Raw genomic sequence first — 25,219 nt, forward strand, 5'->3', positions numbered from 1 at the left:
ATCCGTGGACGCGCTGCACCAGGCCATTCTGCTGGCTTTGCTGCCCGAGCCCGAGCCCATTTCCCTGCCCCGCCTGGGCAAGCGCCTGGGTCTGGGTGCCAGCGTGCTGATGCGTGCGCTCACGCTGATGGGCGAGGCCAGCCTGGGCGGCCAGCCCGGCCCGGGCTGGGTCACGCTGCGCCTGGAAGATGAACGCTGGATGGCCGGGCTGACCGAGGCTGGCCGGCGCTTTTGTGTGGAGGCCTTGCATGGCTGAGCTGCCACCACCCCTGGTGTCCGTGGCCGTACGGCGCTTTCCTGCCGACCTGGAGCAGGCCGACCAGGTGGCCGCCGAAGTACCCGTGGCCCTGGTGTTCAATGGCATCTCGCACGCGGTGATGATGGCCACGCCGCAAGATCTGGAAGCGTTTGCACTCGGCTTTGCGCTGAGCGAAGGCATTCTGGACAGCGTGGCCGACTGCTATGGCATCGAGGTGCAGGCCGGTGCCGACGCCTGTGAAGTGCAGCTGGATGTGTCCTCCCGCTGCTTCCAGCGCCTGAAGGAACGCCGCCGCAGCCTGGCCGGTCGTACCGGTTGCGGAACCTGTGGTATCGACAGCCTGGCCGCGCTGGACCTGGAGCCCAGGCCCATGCCGCCGCAGGCCTGGGCCGCTCAGCTGCAGGCCGCAACCGTGCTGCAGGCGCTGCAAGCCATGCCGCCCCTGCAGGTGCTGAACCTTGCCTGCGGCTCCTTGCACGCGGCAGGCTGGGCCACACCTGAAGGCGTGCTGACCGATGTGCTGGAAGACGTGGGCCGGCACAACGCGCTGGACAAGCTGCTGGGCCAACTGGCACGCGCCGGGCGTCTGGGCGAGCCAGGCTTTGTGTTGATGTCCAGCCGGGCCAGCTACGAGCTGGTGCGTAAATGCGCGCGCCTGAATGTGGCGGCGCTGGCCACCATCTCGGCTCCCACGGCGCTGGCCATCCAGATCGCCGAAACTGCCGGTCTGCAGCTTTGGGGTCTGTGCCGCGACCCGCGCGCAGTGCGCTACGTGCCGGCTTAGTTCGGCGTCAGCGCGTAGGAGAGCGACGAGGCCACGTCGTTCCAGCCGAACTGGCGCAGGTCGCTGAAACCTTGCCGCTCCGGCACCCACAGCTGGGCGCCTGCGAAGTTGATGTGCTGGTGCAGCACCACAAACGAGCGCTGCGGCCGTAGATTGGCCCAGACCTCGCTCTGGTTCGACACCGAAGACACTTTGTCATTGATGTTCTGCAAGAACACCGCCGTGCGAAAGTCGCTGATGTTGCCGTTGCCCGCCGTGCGTCCGCCGGGGCTGCTGGTGGTGCCTGCGCCAAAGCGCCATAGCCAACCCGAGAAGTTGATGTTTTCCCACAGGAACACCGCGCCGCCGATGGCATTGGCGATCTGTTGCGGAGATGAGGACGTGTCCAGCGTTACCGGCGGCGCCTTGGATTTCTTCGCCGGCTTGGGGTTGCCAGGGTTGTCTTCCAGGTGGCGCATGGCTTTGCCGGTCTGCGAGAACACCCGCAGCAGCTCGCCGTCGCGGGCGGCTTCGTCCAGCAGGTAGATCAGCGATTTGCCGTCGAAGTCTTTCACCGATTCTGCTGCGGTACGTTTGCCGTCGATGGCGACGGGCAACAGCGGAATCTTGTGGATGCAGGTCGGCGTGGCCGGCTCGCTGCGGTCATCGCCGGTGCGGCTGCCGGCCTGTTCCAGCCCGGTTTTCAGCCCCGCCAGGTAGGCGCTGCCGATCAGCGCCAGATCGGTCTGGCTGCGGTTGTCGAACAGGGATGCAAGGCTGGGGTGGATCGTCTGCGAGGGGGCTGTTGCGGCCATTGTGGTGTCTCCAAATAGCACCTGGCCGTTGAACATTGCGCTGCTGGCACGTGACCAGGCAAACCGGGCCAGCAGCGCATTTCACTGTTGACCCAGGTGAAAGTCAAGCTGGCCGATGGCGCTGAAGCCTGAATTGAATTGCTATTGATACCATAGCTACTGGCGCAGGTTTTATATGCGCTACAGGCATATTTCTTATAAATTACCCGCCGGCCACACCCTGGGTGTTCACATACAGGGCATAGACCGACTGGCTGGCCGCCATAAACAGGCGGTTGCGCTTCAATCCACCAAAACACAGGTTGGCGCAGCGCTCGGGCAGGGCGATGTGGCCTATCGGTGTAGCGTCGGGGGCGAACACCATCACGCCGTCGTGTTCAGGGCCGCCACCCCAGCCGGCCCACAGATTGCCGTCCACATCGCAGCGAAAGCCGTCGGGGCTGACGCCCTCTTCGCAGGTGAAGAACACGCGGTCGTTCACCAACTGGCTGCCATTGGCCGCCAGGTCAAATACCCGGATGCGCCGGGGCGAGGCACCGGACTCCACCACATACAGCAGCCGCTCATCCGGTGAAAAGCACAGTCCATTGGGGCGCGCCACCGCATCCGTCACCACCGTGCACAGGCCAGTGGCTGGGTCAAAACGGTAAACGCAGGTGGGCAGCTCGGGTGTGGCGTCATGCCCCTCGTAGTGGCCGAGAATGCCGAAGGGCGGGTCGGTAAACCACACCGTGCCGTCGGACTTCACCACCACATCATTGGGCGAATTCAGCGGTTTGCCATTGAAGCTGTCCACCAGCACCGTGGTGCTGCCGTCGTGCTCGGTGCGCACCACGCGGCGCCCACCGTGTTCGCAGCGGACCAGCCGGCCCTGGCGGTCGCGGGTATGGCCGTTGGCAAAGTGGGACGGCTGCTGGAACACGCTGACCGCGCCGGTCTGCTCCTCCCACTTCATGACGCGGTTGTTCGGGATGTCGCTCCACAAAAGATAGCGCCCATCGCCGAACCACACAGGCCCCTCGGCCCAGCGCATGCCGGTGGCCAGGCGCTCCACGGCGGCGGCATACAGACGGTAGGGTTCAAAGCGCGGGTCCAGCGTTTGGATGGCTGGGTCGGGGTAGTGGGGGCTGGGTTGCCACATGGGGAGCTTCCAGAAAAGCAAAGCGGCCAGTATGCCCGTGCCGCAGGCCGTCATGCCGGGTCGGGTCGGTCCCAGGGCGGCACGTCGCCCAGCATCTCCAGCAGAAAGTCGATCAACGCGCGCACCTTGGGGCTGGGAAAGCGGCTGGGCAGGTAGACGGCATACAGCGTGTCGGCATCGGCCGGACGGCCCACGGGTTGCCACTCCTCCAGCAGGTGGACCAGGCGGCCGGCGCGAAGATCGGCACCGGCGGCGTAGGTTGGAAGTACCGCCAAGCCCATGCCAGCCAGGGCCGCCACGCGCAGAGCTTCGCTGCTATTGGTGGTGAGGCCGCTTTCAAACCGCAGCGCCGATTGCACGTCCACCAGCTCTTCGTGTCCTTGCGTGGTGTGGCGAAAGCGCCATTGCGTGGGCGTATGCAGGTAGCCGAAGGTGAGGCAGCGGTGTTGGGCCAGCGCCTCCAGCGTGGTGGGTGTGCCGTGCTGCGCTAGGTAGGCCGGTGTAGCGCATAGCCGGTACAGGATGGGCGCGAGCCGCCGTGCCACCAGCCCGGGACTGGGGCTTGCGGTCAGGCGCAGCACTACGTCGAAGCCTTCTTCGGCCAGGTCCACATAGCGGTCGTTCAGGCCTACCACTACGCGCAATTGCGGGTAGCGCGCGCAGAACTGCGTCATCAGCGCCGTCAACTGCTGGTTGCCAAAGGCTGTGGAGGTGCTCAGCCGTAGCGTGCCATGGGGCAGAGCCTGCCCGCCAGCGACTTCGGCTTCCAGCGCCTGGGCTTCCTCCAGCATGCGTTGCGCGCGTTCGTAGACGCGGTGGCCGTCGTCCGTAGGGCTCACGCTGCGGGTGGTGCGGTGCAGCAGCCGGGTGCCGAGCTGGGCTTCCAGGCGGTTCACCTGTTTGCTGACGGCCGACTTGGTGCTGCCCAGGCGGCGCGCGGCACCCGAGAGGCTGCGCGTTTCGATCACACGGCTAAAGGTGGCAAGGTCTTCCAGGCGGCCCATGGTTGTTCTACTTTTGGAAACTCTGATGCGCCATTGTGGTGGATTGTGTCCAGCGACTCCAGTTTCTACATTAGCAGGGCGGCCTTTCTGTGGCGCCGCAAGGAGTTGACCATGGCTGTATCCAGCACTTTCTCTACGATTTCTACCTCTGGCCTGGCACCGCGCATGCAGGGGCTGGCCGACGCGAGCCTGCCGCTGACTTTCATCCTGCTGTGGAGCACGGGCTATGTGGCCGGCAAGCTGGCGCTGCCGCATGTAGGGCCGTTCACCCTGTTGGTGCTGCGGTTTGGCCTGGCGGCCCTGGTATTGGGACTGGTGTCCTGGGTGGGCCGCGCGCATTGGCCCCAGCGGGCACGCGACTGGGGGCATCTGGCCGTGGTCGGTCTGCTGATGCAGGCGTTGCATTTTTCGGGTGTGTACTACGGCCTGCGGCTGGGCTTGCCGGCCGGGGTAGCGGGTTTGCTGATCGGCATGATGCCGCTGGCCACGGCGCTGGGCGCGCATGTTTGGCTGGGTGAGCGGGTGGGTCGCCAGCAACTGCTGGGGCTCGCCGGTGGGGTACTGGGAGTGGCGCTGGTGGTGGCCGGCAAGGCGCCGGGCGGCGGTACCAGTGCGGCGGCGGTGGCTGTCACCCTGTTCGGGCTGCTGGGCTTGGTGGCTGGCACGCTATACCAAAAGCGCTTTTGCGCCGACATGGACTTGCGCAGTGGCGCCTGTGTGCAGATGGCCGTGGCCACCGTCGCCGCCGCTGCGCTGGCAGGGCCTGTCGAAGGTTTTGCTGTGCACTGGCATGGCGAGCTGGTGTTTGCCGTGCTGTGGCTGGGGCTGGTGAATTCGATTGGCGCGTTCAGCCTGCTGTTTGTGATGGTGCGCCGGGGCCAGGCCGGGCAGGTGGCCAGTTTGTTTTATTTGATTCCGGGCGTGACAGCGCTGCTGGGTTTTGCGCTGTTGGGCGAGCATCTATCGCCGCTGGCGTTGGCCGGGTTTGCGGTGTCAGCCTTGGCGGTGCTGGCTTGTGTGCGAGGTCGTTAGGGACGCTCTGCATAACTCCCTGCGGTCCACGGCGGTACGGACTCGGGTTTCAAATAAATTGCAAACAGCCTCTAGGGCAGTGCCTCGTTGGCCTCTATCAGCGCGCGCACCCGGCGCTGTTCTTTGGCATCAAAACGCTCGGCCAGCCAGCGGTTGACTGCGGCTTCGCGCTGCGGTGTCGAGAGTTCGGGAGCCAGCTGTATCTGGGCGACGGCCTGCTTGGCTTCGTTGACGCGGGTTTTCCAGCGGTCCCATTCGGCCTCGGCGGCTTGCAGGTTCTGGCTTTGCTGAGGGGTTAGCTCCGCGCGGCGGATCAGCGGCGGTTCGGTGACAGGGGTGGTACTGTTGTTGGACTGTGCGACTTGGATCTGTTGCGCCAGTTGCTGCTCCTCGTCGCGGTAGAAGGCGTCGGCCCACGCTGGTCCCAGTAACGCATAGCGTATGCGGTGCTGCTCGGTCAGGGCCGCCTGCCAAGTGCGCCAGTCCCGTGGGTCCACCACCTGTTGGAATGGGGTGCCCACCAACTGTACATAGCGCCGCCAGATGTCCAACACCTCGGCGGCGGCCTGTGGTCCGGCTTGGGCGCGTACCGTGGCTTCGATGTACTGTCGCAGCTGTTCCAGCGTGGTTTCGCCCAGCAGGGTCAGCAATTGGTCGAAGCGCCGTCTGAGCGCCAGGGTCGGGTGCAGCTTGCCCTGGGCGTCTAGCCCCCAGTCGCCGTCCAGCTGGGCGCCGCGCAGCGAGCTTTCCTCCGCCAGCCAGGTGACGAATTCAGCGGTGGAGCGCTCGGTTGAAGTGGTGGTTTCGGCCTCCGGGACGGGACGCGCGGCCGGGTGGCTGGCCCAGGGTGTTAGCTCTACGGCTTGGTGGGTTTTAGAGGTATTGGCGGGTTGCCACAGTAGCGCCAACAGAGCCGCAACCACCAGCCCGGCGACCAGCCAGAGCCAGCGCCCTCGATTCAAAGCCCGAGACCTTGTAAACGGTTGGCCTGGCTGCGGTAGAAGGCCTTCGGATCGGGCGAGAACAGGCCGCGCAGACCATAGCTCTGGTTTACCAGGTCAAGGTGGTTCCAGGCGTAGTTGTCTTTGAGCACAGTGCCCCAGTGGTTGGAGCAACGGCCCACCACGCCATCGTTGGCGCCGCCATTGAAGAAAGCCGAGGTCAACGCCAGCGCGTAATCCACATAGTCCAGCGCGTTGGTGAAAGATGAAGTGCCGCCCATCGAGTAGTAGTAAATGCCATTGACCTTGGCACTGCCGCTGCCGCAGCTGGTGGTGGGGGCTCCTTCCGGGTAGCTTGCGTTGAAGGTGGCGGCACCGCTGCTGGTCAGCGAACCCAGCATGGCCATTGCGTTTTGCGGCAGGTTACTGTCGCCGTTGATCCAGGCCACAAACTTGGCCAGCGCAGTGACCACCGCGGCAATGGCGGTCTTGGTGACGCTATTGGTCGAGTTCACTGCGGTAGCCACATCCGATCCCTGGTGTGGCGTGCCAGCGGTGGTGACCGATGCCACCAGCTCTGGCGCGACCGAAGCCACATAGCGGGCCACCAGCCCGCCCTGGCTGTGGCCGACCAGATTGAACTTGGTATAGCCGTAGGTAGCTTGCAGGGCTTTGAGCTGCGATATCAACTGCTCGCCCCGTGTGACCGCAGAATTCACCGCCGATTGCTGGGTAACGTATACCGTGGCGCCGCTGCTGCGCAGCGATGCGGGTATGCCGTACCAGAAGGTGTTGCTGTCGCTGGCATTGAAATTCAATATACCGTGCACCAGCACCACCGGGTAGGTGGTCTGGGTATAGGTGTCGGCTGCGCATAGAGAGGGGCTGAGGAGGAGGGCGCAGAGCGCCAGCGCTATCGGAGTCTTGGTTGAAAAATGCATGGATAGTCTCTTTCTAGTTGGTGTGAGCACTGCAATAGACGCCTGGAAGTTGTTTGCAGTCCATGCAATTTAGAACGAACGTTCGTTGCTTTTTCAGCGGGTTATCCCGCTCTACATGTCACCTATGTGCCAATGCTGAGGCCATGTCCGGTGCGGTGGCGTAGAGCCCTTGGCGCTGCGTGGGTCAGGGCCCGCGTGAATAATGGCGCATTGTTTAGGAGCTCTCCGTTGAAATCCCCCTTTATCGCTTTAGGCTGGCGCACGCTGTGGCGTGATCTGCGCTCGGGTGAGCTGCGTTTGCTGATCGTTGCGGTGACACTGGCCGTGGCCGCACTCAGTGCCGTGGGCTTTTTTGCCGACCGCTTGCAGGGTGGCTTGCAGCGCGATGCGCGCCAGCTGCTGGGTGGCGACGCGGTGGTGGTCAGTGACAACACCATGCCGGCCAGCTTTCTGGCCCAGGCGCAGGCCCAGGGCCTGCAGTCCGTAGGCACCCTGACCCTGGCGACCATGGCCCGGGCCGAGGACGCTCAGGGCGGCGCCAGCAAGCTGGTGGCGCTCAAATCCGTGGCCGCCGGCTACCCACTGCGCGGCAGCCTGACGGTGGCGGACAGCGCCGATGGCCCCCTGCACACCACGCGCGAGATCCCGGCGCCCGGCACTGCCTGGGTGGATGCGTCCCTGCTGGAGGCGCTGGAGCTGAAGCTGGGCGACAGCCTGCTGCTGGGTGACGCCCGCCTGCGTGTCACCAAGACCATCGCCATCGAGCCCGACCGGGGCAGCGGCTTCATGTCGTTTTCACCGCGCGTGATGCTGAACGAGGCCGACCTGGCCGCTACCGGCCTGGTGCAGCCGGCCAGCCGCATCACCTACCGCTTTGCCGTGGCCGGGCCGGACTCGGCCGTGCAGCGCTATGTGGACTGGGCCACGGCCGAGGTCAAGAAGCCGGACATCCATGGCGTGCGCATCGAGTCGCTGGAAACCGGCCGGCCCGAGATGCGCCAGACGCTGGACCGCGCGAATAAATTCCTCAACCTGGTGGCCCTGCTTTCGGCCCTGCTCAGCGCGGTGGCCGTGGCCCTGGCTGCGCGCGGCTTTGCCGCCAACCACCTGGACGACTGCGCCATGCTGCGCGTGCTGGGCCAGAGCCAGCGCACCATTGCGCTGAGCTATGCCTTCGAGTTCGCGCTGGTGGGCCTTTTTGCCAGCCTGCTGGGCGTGGCCATTGGCTTTGGTGTGCACTACCTGTTCGTGTTGTTGCTGACCGGCCTGGTGGATGCCAGCCTACCCGCTGCCACCTGGTGGCCCGCGGCCTTGGGGCTGGGCATGGGCATGACCCTGCTGTTCGCCTTTGGCCTGCCACCAGTGCTACAGCTGGCCTCGGTGCCGCCGCTGCGGGTGATACGTCGCGATGTGGGCGGGCTCAAGCCGGCTTCCGTGGGCGTGCTGGGCCTGGGCGTGCTGGGTTTTGCCGCCTTGCTGCTGGCAGCCAGCAGCGACATCACCCTGGGCTTGATCGCCGTGGGTGGTTTTGCGGGCGCGGTGCTGGTGTTTGCCGGCCTGGGTTGGGTGGCGGTGAAGCTGCTGCGCCGCAGTGTGAACGAGGCCACCGCGCCGCGCTGGCTGGTACTGGCCACGCGGCAGGTGTCGGCCCGCCCGGCCTATGCCGTGGTGCAGGTCAGCGCGTTGGCCGTGGGCCTGCTGGCCCTGGTGCTGCTGGTGCTGCTGCGCACCGACCTGATCCAGAGCTGGCGCAAGGCCACGCCGCCGGATGCGCCGAATCGCTTCGTCATCAACATCATGCCCGACCAGGCTGCCGATTTCCGCAAGAACCTGAATGATGCCGGGGTGAAGGATTACGACTGGTTCCCCATGTTCCGTGGTCGGCTGGTGGCCATCAACGGCAAGCCCGTCAGCCCGGACGACTACGTGGAAGACCGCGCCAAGCGCCTGGTGGACCGTGAATTCAACCTGTCCAACACGGCTGAACGGCCAGCCCATAACCCCCTGGCTGCCGGCAACTGGGCAGACCAGGAGGCCGGCGCCATCAGCGTGGAGGAGGGCATTGCCAAGACCTTGGGCCTGCACCTGGGCGACACCCTGCGCTTCGACATTGGCGGCCAGCCCAGCGAGGCCAAGATCACCTCGCTGCGCAAGGTGGACTGGGGCTCCATGCGCGCCAATTTCTTCGTGATCTACCCGCTGGCGCAGATGCCGCCAGACATCCCCGTCACCTACCTCGCGGCCTTCAAGGCGCCTACAGCCAAGGGTTTTGACAACCAGTTGGTGCGCCAGTTTCCCAATATCACGGCGGTGGACCTGAGTATCACGCTGGGCCAGCTGCAGCGCGTGCTGGACCAGGTGGTGCGTGCGGTGGAGTTCCTGTTCGGCTTCACCCTGGCCGCCGGCCTGGTGGTGCTGTTTGCCGCCATCACCGCCACCCGCGAGGAGCGCGCCCGCGAGTTCGCCATCATGCGTGCCCTGGGCGCCCCCAGCAGCCTGCTGCGCCAGGTGCAGCGGGCCGAGCTGGCCGGCGTGGGCCTGTTGGCCGGCTTCCTGGCCAGCCTGGTCGCCGTGGCCGTGGGCTGGGCCCTGAGCCGCTACGTGTTCGACTTCGCCTGGAGCGGCTCGCTGTGGGTGCCCTTGTTCGGCGCGTTGGCCGGCGCTGTGCTGGCCCTGGCGGCGGGCTGGTGGGGCCTGCGCGACGTGTTGCGCCGGCCGGTGGTGGAGACGCTGCGCCGGGCGGCGGCATAGTTGCTATATCTTTAGTAGCTGCTAGCGCAGGTGCTACCTGCGCTAGCGCCCGATTCCTTACAAATCTACAGCGACGCGGCAAACTGCCAGGCTTTGGCCAGGCAGGTGTCTACCACGTCTAGCGCGTGGCGGCAGCGTTCGGCGCTGGAGCCGGTGAGCTCTACCCAGGGCACGCTTTGCTCGGCCAGCATGCTGCGGAAGCGGCCGGTCATCCACTGGCGCAGGTGGGCGCCGTCGCGCAGGCCGTCGTCTTCAAAGGCCACGCCGGCGTCGCTGGTCAGCAGGTACACGGCGCGCGGCGGCATGGCCTGGGCGATGGCCGCCACGCTGGTGCTGGGCCGGCCCATGTAGCGTTCGTGCCACAGGCGGGTGGCGAATGCGTCGGTGTCGCATACCAGTACCGGGCTGCCATGGTGTGCGGCTTGTTCTTCCCGGCGGCATTGCTCGGCTGCGACGTGGCTGAAGTCGCTGGACTGCCAGGCGATGTCGGCCACACCGGCCGATGGATTGCGTGCCCGTGCCAGGGCCAACAGGTTCACGCTGTATTCGCGGCCGTACTCGGCTACCCAGGCCGTGCGCGCCCACACGCCGCCGCGCTGGCGCAGGCTGTCGGCCAGGTCTTGCGACAAGGTGGTGGTGCCGGTGGATTCGGCCCCCAAGACCACCACGCGCAGGGCCAGCCCGGCCTGCACGGCGGGCGGCAGCATGTCCCACTGCGCGGCCGGGTCGGCGCGTGCGGCGGTGCCCGAGACGGGGTAGAGTGCGCGGGCCTGGTCCAGGCAAATATGGGCGCAGGCTTGGGCACCGCTGAACTGCCGCGCCAGCTCGTCGCCATAACGCTCGGAGGTGAACACTGCATCCACCGGCGCGGCGCTTCCTGCAGCGCTGCCGTACGTGCGGTCTGCTTCCTGCACGGCCCGGCGCATGATGGCCACGTGGGCCGCCCAGATGGCCGGGCTGGTGTAGTCCACCGGCACATCGTCCAGCGCGCCGACGATGCGTACATGGGGTGCGTCTGCAAAGGTTTCGCGCAGCCAGCTTACGCGCTGGGCGATGCTGATCGACTCCACGCTGGAGCCCAGAACGCCCACGGTGACGTGTTGGCAGTGCGCCGCTGCCGTGCGTATGAGGTATACGTGGCCCAGGTGCGGCGGGTAGAACTTGCCTATCACCAGGCCGTGTTGGTAGTCCATGCGGCTCATGCGTAGGCCTTGGTGGTCGCCAGGCGAGGGGTCTGGCCGCGCCAGTTCCACCAGCCGCGCAGGCAGATCAGCAAGAACACCAAGGACAGGCCCGAGATCAGCGGCAGCTCGCGGCTCCAATACAGCGGGATGGAGATCAGGTCCACCGCAATCCACCAGGCCCAGCTGGAGGTTTGGCGCCGATTCAACTGCCACTGCGCGCACAGGCTGAGCGCGGTGATCAGCGCGTCAATGGGCGGTGCCGCGCCCTTGAGCCACAACAGCACCTGCCACAAAAGCAACGTCGTGGCGGCTGCTACCGCCAGCAGCAGCAACTGCTCGCGCAGGCTGGTGCCGACAAACTGGGGGGCGTGCGATGTGTGCTGGGGGCGCAGCCATTGCCACCAACCTTGTGCCGACAGCACGATGAACACGACTTGTAGCGAGGCGTCGGCAAACAGGCGTTGCTGCAAGAACACCAAGCCGAGGATGGCGCTGCTGAGAATCCCCACCGGGAAGTTCCAGATATGCGCCCGCGCCGTCAGCCATACGCACAGCACGCCCGTGGTGAACCCCAAAATATCGCCAAAGGACATGGGCATGCCGGCGAGGGAGAAAAGAGGCTGGGTCAGTGGCGCAAGAAAGTCCATGGGTGGCGTGAGAGTAGGGCGGCCCTGGATGATAGCCGTGCCTTTTCAGTCACCTGATTGCTATGCTGTTGATAGCGCCTTGCGCAGGTATTTATTGCACTAGTGCCCAATTTCATACATGCAGAAAAAGGCAGCCGAGATATCTCAGCTGCGCCGGGCTTCAGCCCGCGTGCCACAGTGCGAGGTTGGACAACAGAATCACCAGGCCCGAGGTGTTGATCAAAATTCCGGCGGTGGTTTTCAACTCTTTCATGGTGCTTTCTCCTGTGGGGTGGTGAGGGGATGTCTAGGTTGAAATGGTAGGGAGAGCCTGGTTATCTGTGAAGTCAATCAAATGTATGTTGTCGATAGTTTTTTTGAAACACGGATGCAATAGCCCGGGTGGTCGAAAATACCCGCCATGGCTTGGCCCCGCACAGCGGCGCTACGCTGCATTTTTAATAGCTGCCAGCGCACGGTTTATCTGCGCTGCGGCCCTTTTTTGTTCTGAGTCCATGCAAATCCAAGAAAAGCCACCTGCCGCCACCCCGTTTGAATGGATTGGCGGCGAAGAGCGGGTTAAAGCGCTGACTGAGCGCTTCTACGACCTGATGGACCTGGAGCCCGGCTATGCCGCGTTGCGGGCTTCGCACGGCGCCACCCTGGACAACGCGCGGCAGCGGCTGTTTATGTTCTTGTGCGGCTGGCTGGGCGGGCCGCAGTATTACACCGAGCAGTTTGGCCACCCGCGGCTGCGCGCGCGGCACATGCCGTTCAAGATCGGCATCCTGGAGCGCGACCAGTGGCTGGCCTGCATGGACCAGGCCATGGGCGAGACGGGTGTGGACGAGGCCTTGCGCACCCGCCTGCGCGACAGCTTTTTCCAGACCGCCGATTGGATGCGCAACCAGGGCGTGTGAAGCCGGTAGGTTGCAGATACGCAGCTGTTTTATTTCTTTCCGCCGCCGTTGCCTCCATTGCCTCCGTTGCCGCTACCGCCGGCGTTGCCATGTCCACCCGCGTTACCGCTCTTGCCTGAGCCAGACCCTTGGCCTGCGCCATTGTCCAGCCCGATGTCCTCGGTCTTGGCCTTGGCATGGAGGCTTGCGTGTTGGCCACTCTTGTTGGCATGCGAGTTGCCCATTACCGAGCCCAGCGTCGTCCCCATGCTGTGGGCGATATTGCCCCAACCCATGCCGTCGGCTCTTTGCGTCAGCACGCCGTTCAGCGCGGTGGATAGCTGCAGGGGCGTGGGGTTGCTAATGCCGTCCTTGGCCAGCTGTGCCTTGGCGAGCGACAGGGCGATACGGACATTGCCGTAGCCCAGCTTGCCGGTCGCCGGGGTCAGACTGGCTGACGGCGCCATGGCGTTGGGGCCGCTCGGGCTGGGCTCCAGGGTGATGAGGTTACCGGTGCGCAAACCAGACACCAGCGACTGGGCGTTTTCCGGCGAGCCGGCGAAGATGCTGAAGCTGGCCACCAACTGGGTGTCTGCCGTACTGGCATGGGTGGCGACGGTCGTACCCGTGGCTGCAGATGCCAGCAGCAAGCTGCCACCAAGGAGTGTGGCGCTGGCGATGGCCAGGCGGGCGATGTTTTGGGGGATCGACATGGTGAGACCTCACTTCGTGGGATGGATACAGCTGTGCTTTGCCCCAGGGGCGCAAGCTTCATATTAAGAGTTTTGGCAAGGTGGTGCAGTAGCTCGCGGCTTTGTCTTACATGCCCGCCGACGTAGTGCTGCCGGTCGGTAGCGGATGCTGGCCCGCTCTATGATGGCGCCCACCATGCCTATTGCGTCCCTTCGTCCATCCCTCGTGTTTGCCGTGCTGCTTGCCTCCCTGCTGGCTGGATGTGCCACCTCGCCTGTTGCGCCCTTTGCCCCTGCGGCACCGGCGCTGGCCACCGAGGTGACCCTGCCTCTGGTAAGTGCCTGGTACGAGGGCGGCCTGGTGCAGTACATCAGCACCGATGTGTCGGATGCCGCCATGGCCCGGGCCAAGGGTATGAATTTCGTGCCCGGGCTGGCCCTGGCCTTGAAGCCCGGCCAGCCCTCGCTGGTGGAGCGCATCTACGTGTTCCCCGACGGTAGCCAGCGCAATGTGCTGCCGTCCATGCCCGATCCGGTGGGCTATGCCAGTACCGACAAGTCGTACTCGCCGCTCTGGCATTTGTACGCCGTGGCCTGGCAGGCCGGGCGCGCGCACCGCGAGCTGCGCTCGGAAGAGCAGATATTGGATGCGGTGGAGCGTGGCGATGTCACGCTCACCCCTTTGCAGATTGTGGCCAATTGCCCGGTGGTCTACTCTGCCAAAGGTGGTTTGCTGCCCGGAACCCGGCTGGGTTATCGCCCGCCCAGCCCTTGAACTACTTATAGAAACGGAGACCTATGACCCAAGCACTTTTTACCCCCTTGTCCGGCCCCATCCGCGCGGCCGTTATTGGCTACGGCCTGGCCGGCAAGGTTTTCCATGCACCGCTGATTGCCGGCGTGCCGGGGCTGGAGCTGGCCTGTATTTGCTCCAGCCGGCCCGAGCAGGTGCTGGCCGACTGGCCGGGCGTCAAGGTGGTGCCCACGCCCGAGGCGGCGTTTGCCGACCCGGACATTGATCTGGTTGTCATCGCCACCAGCAACACCAGCCACCACCCGCTGGCGCGCGCTGCGTTGCTGGCGGGCAAGCATGTGGTGGTGGACAAGCCCTGCACCGTGACCCTGGCGGAAACCGAGGACCTGCTGGCCGTGGCGGCGCAGCAGCAGCGCGTGCTGACGGTCTACCAGAACCGGCGTTTTGACGGTGACTTCCTGCTGCTGCAGCAGGTGTTGGCCGGCGGCCAACTGGGGCGGATCACGCATTTCGAATCGCACTTTGACCGCTTCCGCCATGTAGTGCCCGGCAAATGGCGCGAGCAGAACATTCCCGGCTCCGACCTCTGGCTGGACCTGGGTGCGCACCTGGTGGATCAGGCGTTGCAGTTGTTCGGCGTGCCCGACGATATCTCGTTGGATGTGGCGCGCCAGCGCGAGCACACCGAGACGAACGACTACTTCCATGCCCAGTTGCGCTACGAGTCTGTGCACCCGGGCTTGCGCGTGGTGCTGCACGCCAGCTCCTGCGTCACCACGCCCGGGCCGCGTTTTGCCGTGCATGGCACCGGCGGCTCATTTACCAAGTTCGGCCTGGACCCGCAGGAGGATGCGCTGAAGGCCGGTGGCCGCCCCCAGCTGGAGTTGCTGGGTGACTGGGGCTTTGACCGCCTTCCCGGCCAACTGACGCGCCATCTGGACGGCGAAGAGGTGGGCGAGACTACACCCGACGTGGCAGGCAACTACCTGCTGTACTACGCCGGTTTGCGCGACTACCTGAGCGGCGCCACCGGCAGTGCGCCTGTGACGCCCCGTCAGGTGTTCCAGGTCATGGCCATGCTGGGCCGGGGCGAGCAGAGTGCGGCCAGCGGCAGCTTTGTGGCGACAGCGGATTTGCGTTAAGTCTCGGTACTGGTGATGCCAATCACGATGCTGGCGAAGAAGCCGGCATGGGCATCGCCGCTCATGCTCAGGGTTTTGCTAGCTGGTGCCAGGAGGTGGATCTGCGTGGCCTCACCGGCCGCCGGAGGAAAGTGCAGCTGGGTGCTGGCCGAAGTCAGCGTGCGCGACGAAGGCACGGTATTTGGCAGCAGCACCTGCATGTGCAATTGCTGTTGCGTCGGGTCGCTGCCCGGGTACAAGGTCTTGAATGTGACCTTGCCGGCCGCCGTGGTGCACTGCACGCCGTGCAGCGCGCTGGTGGCTTTGGCCGCGTCGTCACTGCTGCCGTGGCGCAAATACACCTCCGCGCCGCTAATGGCCGTGCCATGGTTGTCCAGGTCGATCAGCTGCATTGCCAGCGTGACGGGAATGCCCTTGCGGCCCTCGGTGATGTCCCAGCGCTGCAGTGCCCGGTCGTCCAGAATGTTCAACAGGGAGGACGGGCCGGCGGATTCTGTGGCCGTCAATACCACCATAGGCGGTGTGGGCGCTGCATTGGTCGCCGCCGTGTACATGCTGGCCTGGACGGGCTCCGGGGTGGTGAAGAGCATGTTGATATGGGTGGTTTTATTAAATGGGAATATATCCCATTTTTAAGGAATATCAAAATATCCAGTGATTGCAAGCAATTGCCATGCAAGTAGCACCTCACTGAAAAACATCCGACAAACCATGGACTTTTGGGCATCGACATAAAATGCCCAGCCACCGCATATCCTTCCATCGCTTGTAGCTACAAAATGCGTAGCGGCATGGCGAGTCGCCATCCCCGTACCATGAAACGCCCGCGCTTTCTCCCCGATAACTTCACCTTGTGCCTGCTGGCGACCGTGACACTGGCCAGCCTCTGGCCGGCCCAAGGCGCGGTGGCCCAGGGATTCGAGATGTTGACGACTGCGGCCATTGCGCTGCTGTTCTTTCTGCACGGTGCCAAGCTGTCGCGCGCCGCCGTCGTTGCCGGGCTGAGCCATTGGCGCCTGCATTTACTGGTGCTGACCTGCACATTTGCGCTGTTCCCGGTACTGGGCCTGCTGCTCAAGCCGGCCTTCTCCACCATGCTGACGCCGGACCTGGCGGTGGGCATGCTGTTTTTATGCACCTTGCCGGCCACAGTGCAGTCCGCCATTGCCTTTACTGCCATGGCGCGCGGCAATGTGTCGGCGGCCGTCTGCAGCGCCTCGGCGTCCAGCCTGATAGGGGTGTTCATCACGCCGCTGCTGGTCGGCTGGCTGGTGGTGCCGGGCGGGGTGTCGGGTTCGGGTGAGCTGGAGGCCGTGGGCCGCATCATGTTGCAGCTGATGCTGCCTTTTGTGGCCGGGCAACTGCTGCAGCCCTGGGTAGGCGGTTTTGTGAAAAAGCACGCAGCCGGGCTGAAGTTTGTCGACCAGGGCTCCATCCTGCTGGTGGTCTACACCGCCTTCAGCGCAGCCGTGATCGAGGGCCTGTGGAAGCAGGTGCCTTTGCCCATTCTGCTGGGCCTGGTAGCCGCCTGTTGCCTGCTGCTGTCGCTGTCCCTGTCCATGACCACGTGGTCCAGCCGCATGCTGGGCTTCAGCACCGAAGACGAGGTGACGATCGTGTTCTGCGGCTCCAAGAAAAGCCTGGCTAGCGGTGTGCCCATGGCTAAGGTGCTGTTTGCCGCACACACCGTGGGCGTGATGCTGCTGCCTTTGATGTTGTTCCACCAGATCCAGTTGATGGTTTGCGCAGTATTGGCGCAGCGTTACGCCAAGAGAGCCGCATGAGAAACCCTTTGAATACCATTCGCCCCGACATCCGGGCCATGCATTCCTACCTGGTGCAAGACGCCTCCGGCATGGTCAAGCTCGACGCCATGGAGAACCCGCACCGCCTGTCGCCCGCCCTGCAGGCCGAACTCGGCGAGCGCCTGGGTGCGGTCGCGCTGAATCGCTACCCCGATGGTCGGGTGGACTATCTGCGCCAGGTGCTGGCTGCCTACACCGGCCTGCCCGAGGGCTACGGCCTGTTGCTGGGTAACGGCTCGGATGAGCTGATTTCCCTGCTGTCTATCGTCTGCGATCAGCCGGGCGCCAAGGTGCTGGCTCCGTTACCCGGCTTTGTGATGTACGCCATGAGCGCCCAGTTGCAAGGCCTGGAATTCGTCGGCGTGCCGCTGACAGCCGACTTCGAGCTGGATATGCCTGCCATGCTGGCCGCCATCGACACGCACCAGCCGGCCATCATTTATCTGGCCTATCCGAACAACCCTAGCGCCAATCTTTGGGACGAGGCCGCCATGGCGCAGATCATCGAGGCCGCGCCCGGCCTGGTGGTGATCGATGAGGCCTACCAACCGTTTTCCAGCAAAAGCTATCTGGACGTGATCCGCCGCAACCCGGCGCGCCACAGCCACGTGTTACTGATGCGCACGCTGAGCAAGTTCGGCCTGGCCGGCGTGCGCCTGGGCTATCTGGTAGGCCCGCAGGCGCTGGTGACCGAAATCGACAAGGTGCGGCCGCCCTACAACGTCAGCCTGCTGAATTGCGAGTGTGCCTTGTTCGCCTTGGAGCACACCGAGGTGTTTGCGGCGCAGGCGCAGGATATTCGTACGCAGCGTGCTATTCTTTTCGCAGCATTGGGCGTTTTGCCCGGCATCAAGGTCTGGCCCAGCGAGGCGAATATGCTGCTGCTGCGCGTCCCCGATGCCGCTAAAACCTTTGACGCCATGAAGGCCCAGGGCGTGCTGGTCAAGAACGTTTCTAAAATGCACCCATTGCTGGCCAATTGTTTGCGCTTCACGGTGGGTACCGCCGAAGAGAACGAACGCTTGTTGGCAGCCTTTCAAAAATCCCTATGACTACCCCCACCGCACCTGTTTTGCAACGCACCGCCGAAGTCACCCGCAACACGGCCGAAACCAAAATCACCGTCAAGCTGAACCTGGACGGCACCGGCAAGGCGTCGCTCAGCACCGGCATCGGCTTCTTCGACCACATGCTGGACCAGATCTCCCGCCACGGCCTGATCGACCTGGACATCGCCTGCGTGGGCGACCTGCACATCGACGGCCACCACACAGTGGAAGACGTGGGCATCACCCTGGGCCAGGCTGTGCACAAGGCGGTTGGCGACAAAAAGGGTATCCGCCGCTACGGCCATGCCTATGTGCCACTGGACGAGGCACTGAGCCGTGTGGTCATCGATTTCTCGGGTCGGCCCGGCCTGGAAATGCACGTGCCGTTCACCAGCGGCATGATCGGCACGTTCGACAGCCAGCTCACCTACGAGTTCTTCCAGGGCTTTGCGAACCATGCTTTTGTGACCCTGCACATCGACAACCTGAAGGGCGTGAACGCCCACCACCAAGCGGAAACTGTATTCAAGGCCTTTGCCCGCGCGCTGCGCTCCGCGCTGGAGCTGGACCCGCGTTCCGTGGGCATGATCCCGTCCACCAAGGGCTCTTTGTAAATTTAAAAGTAGAATCGGCTTCTACCGCACATTCCTTCTGCGCAAGCAGCTATGACATTGATAGCAAATAAAACGGTTGCCGTGGTTGACTACGGCATGGGCAACCTGTTCTCCGTCTCCCAGGCCGTGATGCACGTGGCGGCCGCCAGTGGCTACCAGGTGGTGGTCACCTCCAAACCGGAAGAAGTTTTCGCCGCTGAGCGTGTGGTCCTGCCCGGCCAGGGCGCGATGCGCGACTGCATGCGCGAGTTGCATGATTCAGGCCTGAAGGAAGCCGTGCTGGACGCCGCTCGCAACAAGCCGCTGATGGGCGTGTGCGTGGGCATGCAAATGCTGCTGGACCATAGCGAAGAACAAGACACTCCCGGCCTGGGTTTGATACCCGGGCGCGTGTTGCGCTTTGACCTGGCCGGCCGCCTGCAGGCCGATGGCAGCCGCTTCAAGGTGCCGCAAATGGGCTGGAACCAGGTACAGCAGCAAAGCCCTGGTGGCAAGCGCCACCCGGTCTGGGGCGAAGTACCGGACAATAGCTACTTCTACTTTGTCCATAGTTTTTATGTTAAACCGTCGGATGCGCACCACAGCGCAGGCCTGGCGGAGTATGGCGAGCCGTTCACTGCGGCCGTCGCACGTGATAATATTTTCGCAACCCAATTCCACCCAGAGAAAAGTGCTGAGCACGGCTTAGCGCTGTACCGCAACTTCCTGCACTGGGTCCCTTAATCTCTCTTTCTCCACTTGCTGTTCACGGCACCATGCTTCTCATTCCTGCGATAGATCTGAAAGACGGCCATTGCGTGCGCCTCAAACAAGGCGACATGGACCAAACCACTACATTCGGCGAAGACCCCGCCGCAATGGCCCGTAGCTGGGTGGACAAGGGCGCCCGGCGCCTGCACCTGGTGGATCTGAATGGCGCGTTCGCGGGCAAGCCCAAGAACGAAATGGCCATACGCAAGATCCTGAAAGAAGTGGGTGGCGAGATTGACGTGCAGTTGGGTGGCGGTATCCGTGACCTGGACACCATCGAGCGCTACCTGGACGCGGGCCTGCGCTACGTCATCATCGGCACGGCCGCGGTCAAAAACCCCGGTTTCCTGCAGGACGCCTGCACCGCGTTCGGCGGCCACATCATCGTGGGCCTGGACGCAAAGGATGGCAAGGTTGCTACCGACGGCTGGAGCAAGCTCACCGGCCACGAGGTCGTGGACCTGGCCAAGAAGTTCCAGGACTACGGCGTCGAATCCTTCATCTACACCGATATCGGCCGCGACGGCATGCTGACCGGCATCAACATCGATGCCACGGTCAAGTTGGCCCAGGCTTTGAACACGCCCGTGATCGCATCCGGTGGCCTGAGCAACATCGCTGACATTGAGCGTCTGTGCGAAGTCGAAGACGAAGGCATTGAAGGTGTGATCTGTGGCCGCGCCATCTACACCGGCGACCTGGATTTCGCATCCGCCCAAGAACGCGCCGACACCTTCTACGGCGATGTCTGATCTGCTGATCAGCGCCGAGACCTTCCACAACCAGCCGTGCCTACGTCTGCGCCACAGTAGTGGCGACAGCGTGCTGGTCGCCCTGCACGGTGCGCACGTGCTGTCGTGGACCAGTGGTGGCGTAGAGCGCCTGTACCTCAGCCCGCGTTCGGTGTTCGACGGCAAGACCGCCATCCGTGGCGGTGTGCCTGTGTGCTTCCCCCAGTTCAATATGCGCGGCCCGCTGCCCAAGCACGGCTTTGCCCGCAACACATCCTGGACGCCTGTTGCACAGACCGTGGACGCTCTGGAGTTCGAGCTGCACAGCGATGCGGACACGCTGGCAATCTGGCCGCATGCCTTCCGTGCCACGCTGCGCGTCGATCTGGCGCCGGGTGTGGTGGAATTCGGCTTTAGCTTGCAGAACTTGGGCAGCACGCCGCTGGACTTTGCCCTGGCCCTGCATACCTACCTCAACGTGCAGGACCTGGCAGGTTTGCGTCTGCACGGCCTGGCCGCCCAGCCCTACTGGGACGATGTGGCTAAAACCAATCGGCTGGAGCCAGGAGTGGTCAGTTTCGACGGCGAGGTGGACCGCGTTTACCAAACCCCGGCAGAACCTCTGGTGCTGGTGGATGGCGCACAGCAGCTGCGCATCGCCCAGAGTGAAAACCTGGGTGACACCGTGGTCTGGAACCCGGGCGCTGCCAAGTGCGCCACTATGGCCGATATGCCGGCCGACGGTTATCTACACATGGTGTGCGTGGAGGCTGCCGAAGTCAACACGCCGGTGCAGCTGGAGCCCGGTGCCGAGTGGGCCGGCTGGCAACGCCTAAGCCTCGATTAACCTGTTTTTGTTGTTCTGTTGGAGTCGCCATGCTGGCCAAACGCATCATCCCTTGCCTGGACGTGACCGGCGGCCGCGTCGTTAAAGGCGTCAATTTCGTGGAGCTGCGCGATGCCGGGGACCCGGTGGAAATCGCCGCGCGCTACAACGAACAGGGCGCGGATGAATTGACTTTTTTGGATATCACCGCCACCAGCGACGGCCGCGATTTGATACTGCACATCATCGAGGCCGTGGCTTCACAAGTCTTCATCCCCTTGACCGTGGGCGGCGGCGTGCGCACCGTGGAAGATGTGCGCCGGCTGCTGAATTCCGGTGCCGACAAGGTCAGCTTCAACTCTGCTGCCATCAGCAACCCGGATGTGATCGACGCGGCCTCGGCCAAGTACGGCGCCCAGGCCATCGTGGTGGCCATCGACGCTAAGCGCCGCAGCGCAGAAGACGCGGCCATCCGCGGCCCGGGCTGGGACGTGTACAGCCATGGCGGCCGCAAGAACATCGGCCTAGACGCCGTGGCCTGGGCCGCCGAGATGGCGCGCCGCGGCGCTGGCGAAATCCTGCTCACCAGCATGGACCGCGACGGCACCAAGTCCGGTTTCGACCTGGCCTTGACGCGTGCCGTGGCCGACGCAGTCAGCGTGCCGGTGATCGCCTCTGGCGGCGTGGGCAACCTGGACCATCTGGCCGACGGCGTGAGCCTGGGCGGTGCCGATGCCGTGCTGGCCGCCAGCATCTTCCACTACGGCGAATACACCGTAGGCCAGGCCAAGGCGCGCATGGCGGAGCGCGGAATTCCAGTGCGGATTTCTTAAAAAAAGAGCCGCTGGCGCAGGTAATATCTGCGTTGTAAGCTGCGTTTATGATAGCAATTCCTGTGTGGAAACTGCTCGGATGCGGCTTGGGCTTGAGCGTTCTCGGTCGCTCGCGGATGCGGTGTGCCGGCCAGCTGTATCCCTTCAATTGATGCCTTGCCTGCGCTGACGCCAGGTATTCCAAAAACCGCTTTTCGTTGAGGCCCGTGGCGTAGGGCGCGCATGCCCGTCAATTGTTCTTGTGCACCAAGATCTGTTTGGGGTGCATGCATGGACTCTCCTTGTCTACATACGTTGGTGATGGTCCATGCATCTTTCTAGGGATGAAAGATTACCAAATAATACAAACATAAATAATAATGATTCGTATTTAAAATACACTGCGTGTCCAGGTGATAAACCACTTATTGGACAGACATGGAACAAATACAGCGTCAGGACGCATTGGTACAGGCAGGCGAGCTCGGGGCCGTACTCATTGCAAATCGGAACTTGTTGATCAATGTTGCAAACGCCATCACGGCTTGCCGTTGCCGTGCCGAGGACGTGGTGCACGATGTTTTCATCAAGATAGCGGAGGCGGCGCCCCCCGAATCTTTGCGCCAGCCTTTGGCCTATTTGATCCGCGTGGTGCGCAACCTGGCCATAGACCACTACCGGCGTCGCACATTCGAGTGCTACCACTACATCGACGCGGAGGATGGTTTGGAGGTGCCGTGTCCGGCTGCGGGGCCGGAAGCAATAGCCATGCACCGCGATTTGCTGCGGCAGGTTTCCAAGGCCTTGGACCGTTTTCCGCAGCGTACTCGCAAGGCCTTTGAAATGGTGCGCATTGACGAGCATTCGCTCAAAGACGCGGCGGCAGAGTTGGGCGTATCCCAGACCTTGGTGCACTTCATGGTGCGTGAAGTCACCGAGCATTGCCAGGCCTGTGTGCTGGGCATGCCGTCGCCAGACCGTGCCAGCCGGGACGGTGTAAAAAAATCGCGCAGCCGTTCGTCTACCCAACATACCGCGGCCGATGTGGCCGAGCAGGTTTAGAAAGAACGAACATGGGTTTTGACAGCAAAGACACGAATTTCCGCGTGGTGGTCAACCACGAAGAGCAGTATTCCATCTGGCCAGACTACAAGGATTTGCCAGCGGGGTGGCAAGACACCGGCTTTGCCGGCAACAAGCAGGATTGCCTGGCCCATATCGAGCAGGTGTGGGTGGACATGCGTCCTTTGAGTCTGCGCCAGCATCTGGCAGCCCAAGGCCAGGCCTAAGTGCCCATGCAGTTGCTGTGCTTTCCCTGTGCTGGGGCGGGCGCCAGCATGTACGCGCCCTGGTGCCATAACCCGCCAGCGGGTCTGGACATCCGACCGGTGGAGTTGCCTGGCCGTGGAAGCCGCATGGGCGAGTCTTTTGCGCAGAGTCTGGATGCCTTGGCGGAGCAACTGGCGCTGGAGTTGTGTGGGCAGGTAGCGCCACCCTACGCACTGTTCGGTCACAGCATGGGTGGGTTGGTCGCCTATGCGCTGGCCCATGCATTGGTCGGCATGGGAGCCGCTGCTCCGGTCGCTCTGTGTATTTCCGGTACTGCCGCGCCTGGCTGGCGAGACGTGCATCGTTACCGTGCCTTGCGGGAGCCAGCACAGCTGAAAGATGAATTACGCCACTTGAACGGCATACCAGAGGAATTGCTGGACAACCAGGAACTCATGGATCTGGTGCTGCCCGTACTGGCGGCGGACTTCCGTTTGTGTGCCGATTGGAAAGATGCTCCTCGCAGGCCGTTGGCCTGCCCAATCCATGTGTTTGGCGGCAAGAGCGATCCCTGTGTGAGCGAGTCTGCGCTGGCCGCCTGGGAGCAACAGACCGTGGGGCACTTCAGCCTGGAGATGTTCGACGGTGACCATTTTTACCTGCGCCAGCATCAACGCGTTTTGCTGCAAAGGCTGCAAACCTGCGTGCTGCACCGTGTAGCGGAGGGGGTGTGATGGAGGTGGTGGAGCGCGGCTATGTTCTGGTGGATGCTCAAACTGCATTCCAGGGGCGGGTGCGTTGCTGGCCGGTATATGTGCGTCTGGGTTGTGAGCCGGATGCGACGGTGCTGCGCATGCTTGCACCCTCCGAGCACCAGGAGCTGCAGCGCCTGCAGCAGCGCAATGACCGCGCGCGCTATGCGTGTGCACGGGCTGCCTTGCGCCAGGTGTTGGCGCAGGAATATGGCTGCGCTCCCATGCAAGAAATTGTGCGAACGCCATTTGGAAAGCCCGTGCTGCAGGGCATCCGAGGGCTGGATTTCAATCTGTCGCATGCAGGCGCCTGGGGTCTGATTGCCGTGACCCAGGCCGGGCAGGTTGGGGTAGACGTTGAAGAAACAGCGCCGCTGGCGATGAACGGCCTGGCCGAATACATCTGCACGCCTTTGGAGAGAGTTCGCTTGGCGAGCCTGGAGCCAGCGGCCCAGCATGCGGAACTGCTACGCCTGTGGGTCGGCAAGGAGGCCGCCCTCAAAGCTGTGGGCGTAGGCATTGCGGGTGAGCACATGCCTTTGCTATCCCTGTTGGCGAGCGGGTGCGTGCAGAGCCAGGCCGTGCTGCCTTTTGATGCCAACCAGATCCGGGTGGAAATGCTGCCCTTCTTTGATGGCTACTGCGCTGCCGTGGCCCTGTCTTCCACTTATTTGAAGGATTCATCTGAAGATGCAAGTACCCGTTATTGAAACGTTTGAGCTCCGCATTGAAGCTGGTTTCCCCATGCGTGTCAGTCCCGCGCAGCCCGGCCTTGCTTTGGCGCAGGTGCAGCCGCAATTGCAAGAGGTGGTGGATCAGCATCTACAGCATGTGGGCGGGGTTTTGTTCAGCGGCTTTGAGGTGGGCGGTCCCGAGGCTTTTCGCGCTTTTGCGGCGTCGTTTGGGCATCCGTTGCTGAACTACGAGTTTGGCTCCACGCCCCGCAGCAAGGTGCATGGCGGCGTGTATACCTCGACGGAGTATCCCGCGCACCAGCATATTCCCCTGCACAACGAGCAGGCCTACACCCGCGAATGGCCCATGAAGATATGGTTCTACTGCGACCTCGCAGCCCAGGAGGGAGGGCAGACTCCGATTGCCGACAGCCGTGCGGTTTACCGCGCCATGGACCCGGACATCCGCCAGCGCTTTACGGAAAAGGGATTGATGTACGTGCGCAACTACGGCAACGGCCTGGACTTGCCATGGCAGCGGGTATTCAACACCGAAAGCCGTGCCGAGGTGGAGGCCTATTGCACCAAACAGCACATCGCATTTGAATGGACGGACGAGGGTGAGTTGCGTACCCGCCAGCGCTGCGAGGGGGTGGCCCGGCATCCGGTGACAGGGGATGCGGTGTGGTTCAACCAGGCGCATCTATTCCATATCTCCGCATTGGAGCCCGATACGCGTGAGGTGCTGGTGGACAGCGTGGGCGAGGAGAACCTGCCGCGCAACGTGTATTTCGGCGATGGCAGTCTGATTCCCGACCAGGACCTGGACCGCGTGCGTGCCGTGCTGGAGCAGCACAAGGTGGTCTTTCCATGGCAGCAAGGGGACGTGTTGATGTTGGACAACATGCTGGCGGCCCATGCGCGTGCACCCTTCAAGGGGCCGCGCAAGGTGCTGGTGGCCATGGCCCAAGGGCATGGGCAGGCGGCGTGACA

The 25,219-nt window shown here is 63.5% G+C and carries 29 protein-coding genes; 19 read left to right on the plus strand and 10 right to left on the minus strand.

Translation table 11 applies throughout. The features are described from left to right. Nucleotides 1-4 precede the first annotated feature (4 nt). Both AC07O2_RS18930 and fdhD read left to right on the plus strand, forming a co-directional pair. A complete protein-coding gene (locus AC07O2_RS18930; RefSeq protein ID WP_495077293.1) occupies nucleotides 5-256 on the plus strand; it encodes a hypothetical protein in 252 nt (83 codons plus the stop codon). Beyond that, nucleotides 249-1,043, plus strand: a complete 795-nt coding sequence (fdhD, locus tag AC07O2_RS18935; protein WP_495077294.1) for a formate dehydrogenase accessory sulfurtransferase FdhD — start codon at nucleotides 249-251, stop codon at nucleotides 1,041-1,043. Before AC07O2_RS18930 ends, fdhD begins: the two co-directional genes overlap by 8 nt. Here fdhD and AC07O2_RS18940 read toward each other — a convergent pair. The 3 genes from AC07O2_RS18940 to AC07O2_RS18950 all read right to left on the minus strand — a co-directional run bounded on the left by AC07O2_RS18940 (nucleotide 1,040) and on the right by AC07O2_RS18950 (nucleotide 3,982). Then, nucleotides 1,040-1,837 carry a hypothetical protein gene (locus tag AC07O2_RS18940; protein WP_495077295.1) on the minus strand — a complete coding sequence of 266 codons (798 nt, stop codon included), beginning with the start codon at nucleotides 1,835-1,837 and terminating at the stop codon, nucleotides 1,040-1,042. The two genes, fdhD and AC07O2_RS18940, sit on opposite strands and share 4 nt — an antisense overlap. Nucleotides 1,838-2,039: 202 nt before the next feature. Beyond that, nucleotides 2,040-2,978 carry an SMP-30/gluconolactonase/LRE family protein gene (locus AC07O2_RS18945; RefSeq protein WP_495077296.1) on the minus strand — a complete coding sequence of 313 codons (939 nt, stop codon included), beginning with the start codon at nucleotides 2,976-2,978 and terminating at the stop codon, nucleotides 2,040-2,042. Between the two features lie 50 nt (nucleotides 2,979-3,028). Continuing rightward, nucleotides 3,029-3,982, minus strand: a complete 954-nt coding sequence (locus tag AC07O2_RS18950) for a LysR family transcriptional regulator (RefSeq protein ID WP_495077297.1) — start codon at nucleotides 3,980-3,982, stop codon at nucleotides 3,029-3,031. A 111-nt stretch (nucleotides 3,983-4,093) separates the two neighbouring features. On the opposite strand from AC07O2_RS18950, the gene AC07O2_RS18955 reads away from it, so the two are divergent. Continuing rightward, nucleotides 4,094-5,014 (plus strand): DMT family transporter, encoded by a 921-nt coding sequence (locus tag AC07O2_RS18955; protein WP_495077298.1) that lies wholly within the window; start codon nucleotides 4,094-4,096, stop codon nucleotides 5,012-5,014. Nucleotides 5,015-5,085: 71 nt separating this feature from the next. Here AC07O2_RS18955 and AC07O2_RS18960 read toward each other — a convergent pair whose 3' ends face one another. Together AC07O2_RS18960 and AC07O2_RS18965 are read right to left on the minus strand one after the other, a co-directional pair. After that, nucleotides 5,086-5,976, minus strand: a complete 891-nt coding sequence (locus AC07O2_RS18960; RefSeq protein ID WP_495077299.1) for a hypothetical protein — start codon at nucleotides 5,974-5,976, stop codon at nucleotides 5,086-5,088. Beyond that, nucleotides 5,973-6,896: an esterase/lipase family protein gene (locus AC07O2_RS18965; RefSeq protein WP_495077300.1), complete on the minus strand. Its 924-nt coding sequence runs from the start codon at nucleotides 6,894-6,896 to the stop codon at nucleotides 5,973-5,975. The genes AC07O2_RS18960 and AC07O2_RS18965 overlap by 4 nt, the downstream gene beginning before the upstream one ends. 228 nt (nucleotides 6,897-7,124) lie before the next feature. On the opposite strand from AC07O2_RS18965, the gene AC07O2_RS18970 reads away from it, so the two are divergent. Next, the gene (locus tag AC07O2_RS18970; protein WP_495077301.1) at nucleotides 7,125-9,647 is read left to right on the plus strand and encodes an ABC transporter permease; all 2,523 of its coding nucleotides are present in this window, start codon (nucleotides 7,125-7,127) and stop codon (nucleotides 9,645-9,647) included. A 65-nt stretch (nucleotides 9,648-9,712) separates the two neighbouring features. On the opposite strand, the gene AC07O2_RS18975 is transcribed toward AC07O2_RS18970, so the two are convergent. Together AC07O2_RS18975 and pnuC are read right to left on the minus strand one after the other, a co-directional pair. Beyond that, the gene (locus AC07O2_RS18975; protein ID WP_495077302.1) at nucleotides 9,713-10,849 is read right to left on the minus strand and encodes an AAA family ATPase; all 1,137 of its coding nucleotides are present in this window, start codon (nucleotides 10,847-10,849) and stop codon (nucleotides 9,713-9,715) included. Beyond that, a complete protein-coding gene (gene pnuC, locus AC07O2_RS18980; protein ID WP_495077303.1) occupies nucleotides 10,846-11,478 on the minus strand; it encodes a nicotinamide riboside transporter PnuC in 633 nt (210 codons plus the stop codon). Before pnuC ends, AC07O2_RS18975 begins: the two co-directional genes overlap by 4 nt. A 494-nt stretch (nucleotides 11,479-11,972) precedes the next feature. Between pnuC and AC07O2_RS18985 the strand changes: the two genes are divergently transcribed. Then, nucleotides 11,973-12,377, plus strand: coding sequence for a group II truncated hemoglobin (locus tag AC07O2_RS18985; RefSeq protein WP_495077304.1), 405 nt, complete (start codon nucleotides 11,973-11,975; stop codon nucleotides 12,375-12,377). A gap of 29 nt (nucleotides 12,378-12,406) precedes the next feature. Here AC07O2_RS18985 and AC07O2_RS18990 read toward each other — a convergent pair whose 3' ends face one another. Next, nucleotides 12,407-13,069 (minus strand): hypothetical protein, encoded by a 663-nt coding sequence (locus AC07O2_RS18990; protein ID WP_495077305.1) that lies wholly within the window; start codon nucleotides 13,067-13,069, stop codon nucleotides 12,407-12,409. A gap of 175 nt (nucleotides 13,070-13,244) precedes the next feature. Here AC07O2_RS18990 and AC07O2_RS18995 point away from each other — a divergent pair, with 175 nt between their 5' ends. Beyond that, nucleotides 13,245-13,823 (plus strand): DUF7482 domain-containing protein, encoded by a 579-nt coding sequence (locus AC07O2_RS18995; RefSeq protein ID WP_495077306.1) that lies wholly within the window; start codon nucleotides 13,245-13,247, stop codon nucleotides 13,821-13,823. Between the two features lie 23 nt (nucleotides 13,824-13,846). Then, the gene (locus tag AC07O2_RS19000) at nucleotides 13,847-14,944 is read left to right on the plus strand and encodes an oxidoreductase (RefSeq protein WP_495077307.1); all 1,098 of its coding nucleotides are present in this window, start codon (nucleotides 13,847-13,849) and stop codon (nucleotides 14,942-14,944) included. Here the strand turns inward: AC07O2_RS19000 and AC07O2_RS19005 are convergent. After that, nucleotides 14,941-15,534, minus strand: a complete 594-nt coding sequence (locus tag AC07O2_RS19005; protein ID WP_495077308.1) for a peptidase associated/transthyretin-like domain-containing protein — start codon at nucleotides 15,532-15,534, stop codon at nucleotides 14,941-14,943. The genes AC07O2_RS19000 and AC07O2_RS19005 overlap by 4 nt on opposite strands. Nucleotides 15,535-15,759: 225 nt before the next feature. On the opposite strand from AC07O2_RS19005, the gene AC07O2_RS19010 reads away from it, so the two are divergent. Genes AC07O2_RS19010 through hisF form a run of 7 tightly spaced genes read left to right on the plus strand, consistent with a single transcriptional unit; the run spans nucleotide 15,760 to nucleotide 21,552 of the window. Continuing rightward, nucleotides 15,760-16,728: a bile acid:sodium symporter family protein gene (locus AC07O2_RS19010; protein ID WP_495077309.1), complete on the plus strand. Its 969-nt coding sequence runs from the start codon at nucleotides 15,760-15,762 to the stop codon at nucleotides 16,726-16,728. Continuing rightward, nucleotides 16,725-17,801 (plus strand): histidinol-phosphate transaminase, encoded by a 1,077-nt coding sequence (gene hisC / locus AC07O2_RS19015; protein WP_495077310.1) that lies wholly within the window; start codon nucleotides 16,725-16,727, stop codon nucleotides 17,799-17,801. Before AC07O2_RS19010 ends, hisC begins: the two co-directional genes overlap by 4 nt. Beyond that, entirely contained in the window at nucleotides 17,798-18,412 is a 615-nt protein-coding gene (gene hisB, locus AC07O2_RS19020) for an imidazoleglycerol-phosphate dehydratase HisB (protein ID WP_495077311.1), read from the plus strand. The genes hisC and hisB overlap by 4 nt, the downstream gene beginning before the upstream one ends. A gap of 51 nt (nucleotides 18,413-18,463) precedes the next feature. Then, on the plus strand, nucleotides 18,464-19,135 hold the full coding sequence (gene hisH, locus AC07O2_RS19025) for an imidazole glycerol phosphate synthase subunit HisH (RefSeq protein WP_495077312.1): 672 nt from the start codon (nucleotides 18,464-18,466) through the stop codon (nucleotides 19,133-19,135). Nucleotides 19,136-19,167: 32 nt separating this feature from the next. Next, on the plus strand, nucleotides 19,168-19,914 hold the full coding sequence (hisA, locus tag AC07O2_RS19030) for a 1-(5-phosphoribosyl)-5-[(5-phosphoribosylamino)methylideneamino]imidazole-4-carboxamide isomerase (RefSeq protein ID WP_495077313.1): 747 nt from the start codon (nucleotides 19,168-19,170) through the stop codon (nucleotides 19,912-19,914). Further along, nucleotides 19,907-20,740: a D-hexose-6-phosphate mutarotase gene (locus AC07O2_RS19035; RefSeq protein WP_495077314.1), complete on the plus strand. Its 834-nt coding sequence runs from the start codon at nucleotides 19,907-19,909 to the stop codon at nucleotides 20,738-20,740. The genes hisA and AC07O2_RS19035 overlap by 8 nt, the downstream gene beginning before the upstream one ends. A gap of 29 nt (nucleotides 20,741-20,769) precedes the next feature. Continuing rightward, on the plus strand, nucleotides 20,770-21,552 hold the full coding sequence (gene hisF, locus AC07O2_RS19040; protein ID WP_495077315.1) for an imidazole glycerol phosphate synthase subunit HisF: 783 nt from the start codon (nucleotides 20,770-20,772) through the stop codon (nucleotides 21,550-21,552). On the opposite strand, the gene AC07O2_RS19045 is transcribed toward hisF, so the two are convergent. After that, on the minus strand, nucleotides 21,549-21,824 hold the full coding sequence (locus tag AC07O2_RS19045) for a hypothetical protein (RefSeq protein ID WP_495077316.1): 276 nt from the start codon (nucleotides 21,822-21,824) through the stop codon (nucleotides 21,549-21,551). The genes hisF and AC07O2_RS19045 overlap by 4 nt on opposite strands. 145 nt (nucleotides 21,825-21,969) lie before the next feature. On the opposite strand from AC07O2_RS19045, the gene AC07O2_RS19050 reads away from it, so the two are divergent. From AC07O2_RS19050 to AC07O2_RS19070, 5 genes are read left to right on the plus strand one after another with little or no spacing between them, the layout of a single operon-like run. Next, on the plus strand, nucleotides 21,970-22,593 hold the full coding sequence (locus AC07O2_RS19050) for an RNA polymerase factor sigma-70 (protein WP_495077317.1): 624 nt from the start codon (nucleotides 21,970-21,972) through the stop codon (nucleotides 22,591-22,593). 11 nt (nucleotides 22,594-22,604) lie between these two features. Beyond that, complete coding sequence (locus tag AC07O2_RS19055; RefSeq protein WP_495077318.1) at nucleotides 22,605-22,820, plus strand: MbtH family protein; 216 nt, start codon at nucleotides 22,605-22,607, stop codon at nucleotides 22,818-22,820. Between the two features lie 6 nt (nucleotides 22,821-22,826). Continuing rightward, nucleotides 22,827-23,534: a thioesterase II family protein gene (locus AC07O2_RS19060; RefSeq protein WP_495077319.1), complete on the plus strand. Its 708-nt coding sequence runs from the start codon at nucleotides 22,827-22,829 to the stop codon at nucleotides 23,532-23,534. Further along, a complete protein-coding gene (locus AC07O2_RS19065) occupies nucleotides 23,534-24,262 on the plus strand; it encodes a 4'-phosphopantetheinyl transferase family protein (protein WP_495077320.1) in 729 nt (242 codons plus the stop codon). Before AC07O2_RS19060 ends, AC07O2_RS19065 begins: the two co-directional genes overlap by 1 nt. After that, on the plus strand, nucleotides 24,243-25,217 hold the full coding sequence (locus AC07O2_RS19070) for a TauD/TfdA family dioxygenase (protein ID WP_495077321.1): 975 nt from the start codon (nucleotides 24,243-24,245) through the stop codon (nucleotides 25,215-25,217). The genes AC07O2_RS19065 and AC07O2_RS19070 overlap by 20 nt, the downstream gene beginning before the upstream one ends. Nucleotides 25,218-25,219 lie beyond the last annotated feature (2 nt).

This window comes from Rhodoferax sp. GW821-FHT10B06 (assembly GCF_059415605.1).

Coding starts and splice junctions, on each gene's coding strand:
- fdhD (WP_495077294.1), top strand. CDS start 249: ATGGCTGAGCTGCCACCACCCCTGGTGTCCGTGGCCGTACGGCGCTTT.
- AC07O2_RS18940 (WP_495077295.1), bottom strand. CDS start 1,837: ATGGCCGCAACAGCCCCCTCGCAGACGATCCACCCCAGCCTTGCATCC.
- AC07O2_RS18945 (WP_495077296.1), bottom strand. CDS start 2,978: ATGTGGCAACCCAGCCCCCACTACCCCGACCCAGCCATCCAAACGCTG.
- AC07O2_RS18950 (WP_495077297.1), bottom strand. CDS start 3,982: ATGGGCCGCCTGGAAGACCTTGCCACCTTTAGCCGTGTGATCGAAACG.
- AC07O2_RS18955 (WP_495077298.1), top strand. CDS start 4,094: ATGGCTGTATCCAGCACTTTCTCTACGATTTCTACCTCTGGCCTGGCA.
- AC07O2_RS18965 (WP_495077300.1), bottom strand. CDS start 6,896: ATGCATTTTTCAACCAAGACTCCGATAGCGCTGGCGCTCTGCGCCCTC.
- AC07O2_RS18975 (WP_495077302.1), bottom strand. CDS start 10,849: ATGAGCCGCATGGACTACCAACACGGCCTGGTGATAGGCAAGTTCTAC.
- pnuC (WP_495077303.1), bottom strand. CDS start 11,478: ATGGACTTTCTTGCGCCACTGACCCAGCCTCTTTTCTCCCTCGCCGGC.
- AC07O2_RS18985 (WP_495077304.1), top strand. CDS start 11,973: ATGCAAATCCAAGAAAAGCCACCTGCCGCCACCCCGTTTGAATGGATT.
- AC07O2_RS18990 (WP_495077305.1), bottom strand. CDS start 13,069: ATGTCGATCCCCCAAAACATCGCCCGCCTGGCCATCGCCAGCGCCACA.
- AC07O2_RS18995 (WP_495077306.1), top strand. CDS start 13,245: ATGCCTATTGCGTCCCTTCGTCCATCCCTCGTGTTTGCCGTGCTGCTT.
- AC07O2_RS19000 (WP_495077307.1), top strand. CDS start 13,847: ATGACCCAAGCACTTTTTACCCCCTTGTCCGGCCCCATCCGCGCGGCC.
- AC07O2_RS19005 (WP_495077308.1), bottom strand. CDS start 15,534: ATGCTCTTCACCACCCCGGAGCCCGTCCAGGCCAGCATGTACACGGCG.
- AC07O2_RS19010 (WP_495077309.1), top strand. CDS start 15,760: ATGAAACGCCCGCGCTTTCTCCCCGATAACTTCACCTTGTGCCTGCTG.
- hisC (WP_495077310.1), top strand. CDS start 16,725: ATGAGAAACCCTTTGAATACCATTCGCCCCGACATCCGGGCCATGCAT.
- hisB (WP_495077311.1), top strand. CDS start 17,798: ATGACTACCCCCACCGCACCTGTTTTGCAACGCACCGCCGAAGTCACC.
- hisH (WP_495077312.1), top strand. CDS start 18,464: ATGACATTGATAGCAAATAAAACGGTTGCCGTGGTTGACTACGGCATG.
- hisA (WP_495077313.1), top strand. CDS start 19,168: ATGCTTCTCATTCCTGCGATAGATCTGAAAGACGGCCATTGCGTGCGC.
- AC07O2_RS19035 (WP_495077314.1), top strand. CDS start 19,907: ATGTCTGATCTGCTGATCAGCGCCGAGACCTTCCACAACCAGCCGTGC.
- hisF (WP_495077315.1), top strand. CDS start 20,770: ATGCTGGCCAAACGCATCATCCCTTGCCTGGACGTGACCGGCGGCCGC.
- AC07O2_RS19045 (WP_495077316.1), bottom strand. CDS start 21,824: ATGCATGCACCCCAAACAGATCTTGGTGCACAAGAACAATTGACGGGC.
- AC07O2_RS19050 (WP_495077317.1), top strand. CDS start 21,970: ATGGAACAAATACAGCGTCAGGACGCATTGGTACAGGCAGGCGAGCTC.
- AC07O2_RS19055 (WP_495077318.1), top strand. CDS start 22,605: ATGGGTTTTGACAGCAAAGACACGAATTTCCGCGTGGTGGTCAACCAC.
- AC07O2_RS19060 (WP_495077319.1), top strand. CDS start 22,827: ATGCAGTTGCTGTGCTTTCCCTGTGCTGGGGCGGGCGCCAGCATGTAC.
- AC07O2_RS19065 (WP_495077320.1), top strand. CDS start 23,534: ATGGAGGTGGTGGAGCGCGGCTATGTTCTGGTGGATGCTCAAACTGCA.
- AC07O2_RS19070 (WP_495077321.1), top strand. CDS start 24,243: ATGCAAGTACCCGTTATTGAAACGTTTGAGCTCCGCATTGAAGCTGGT.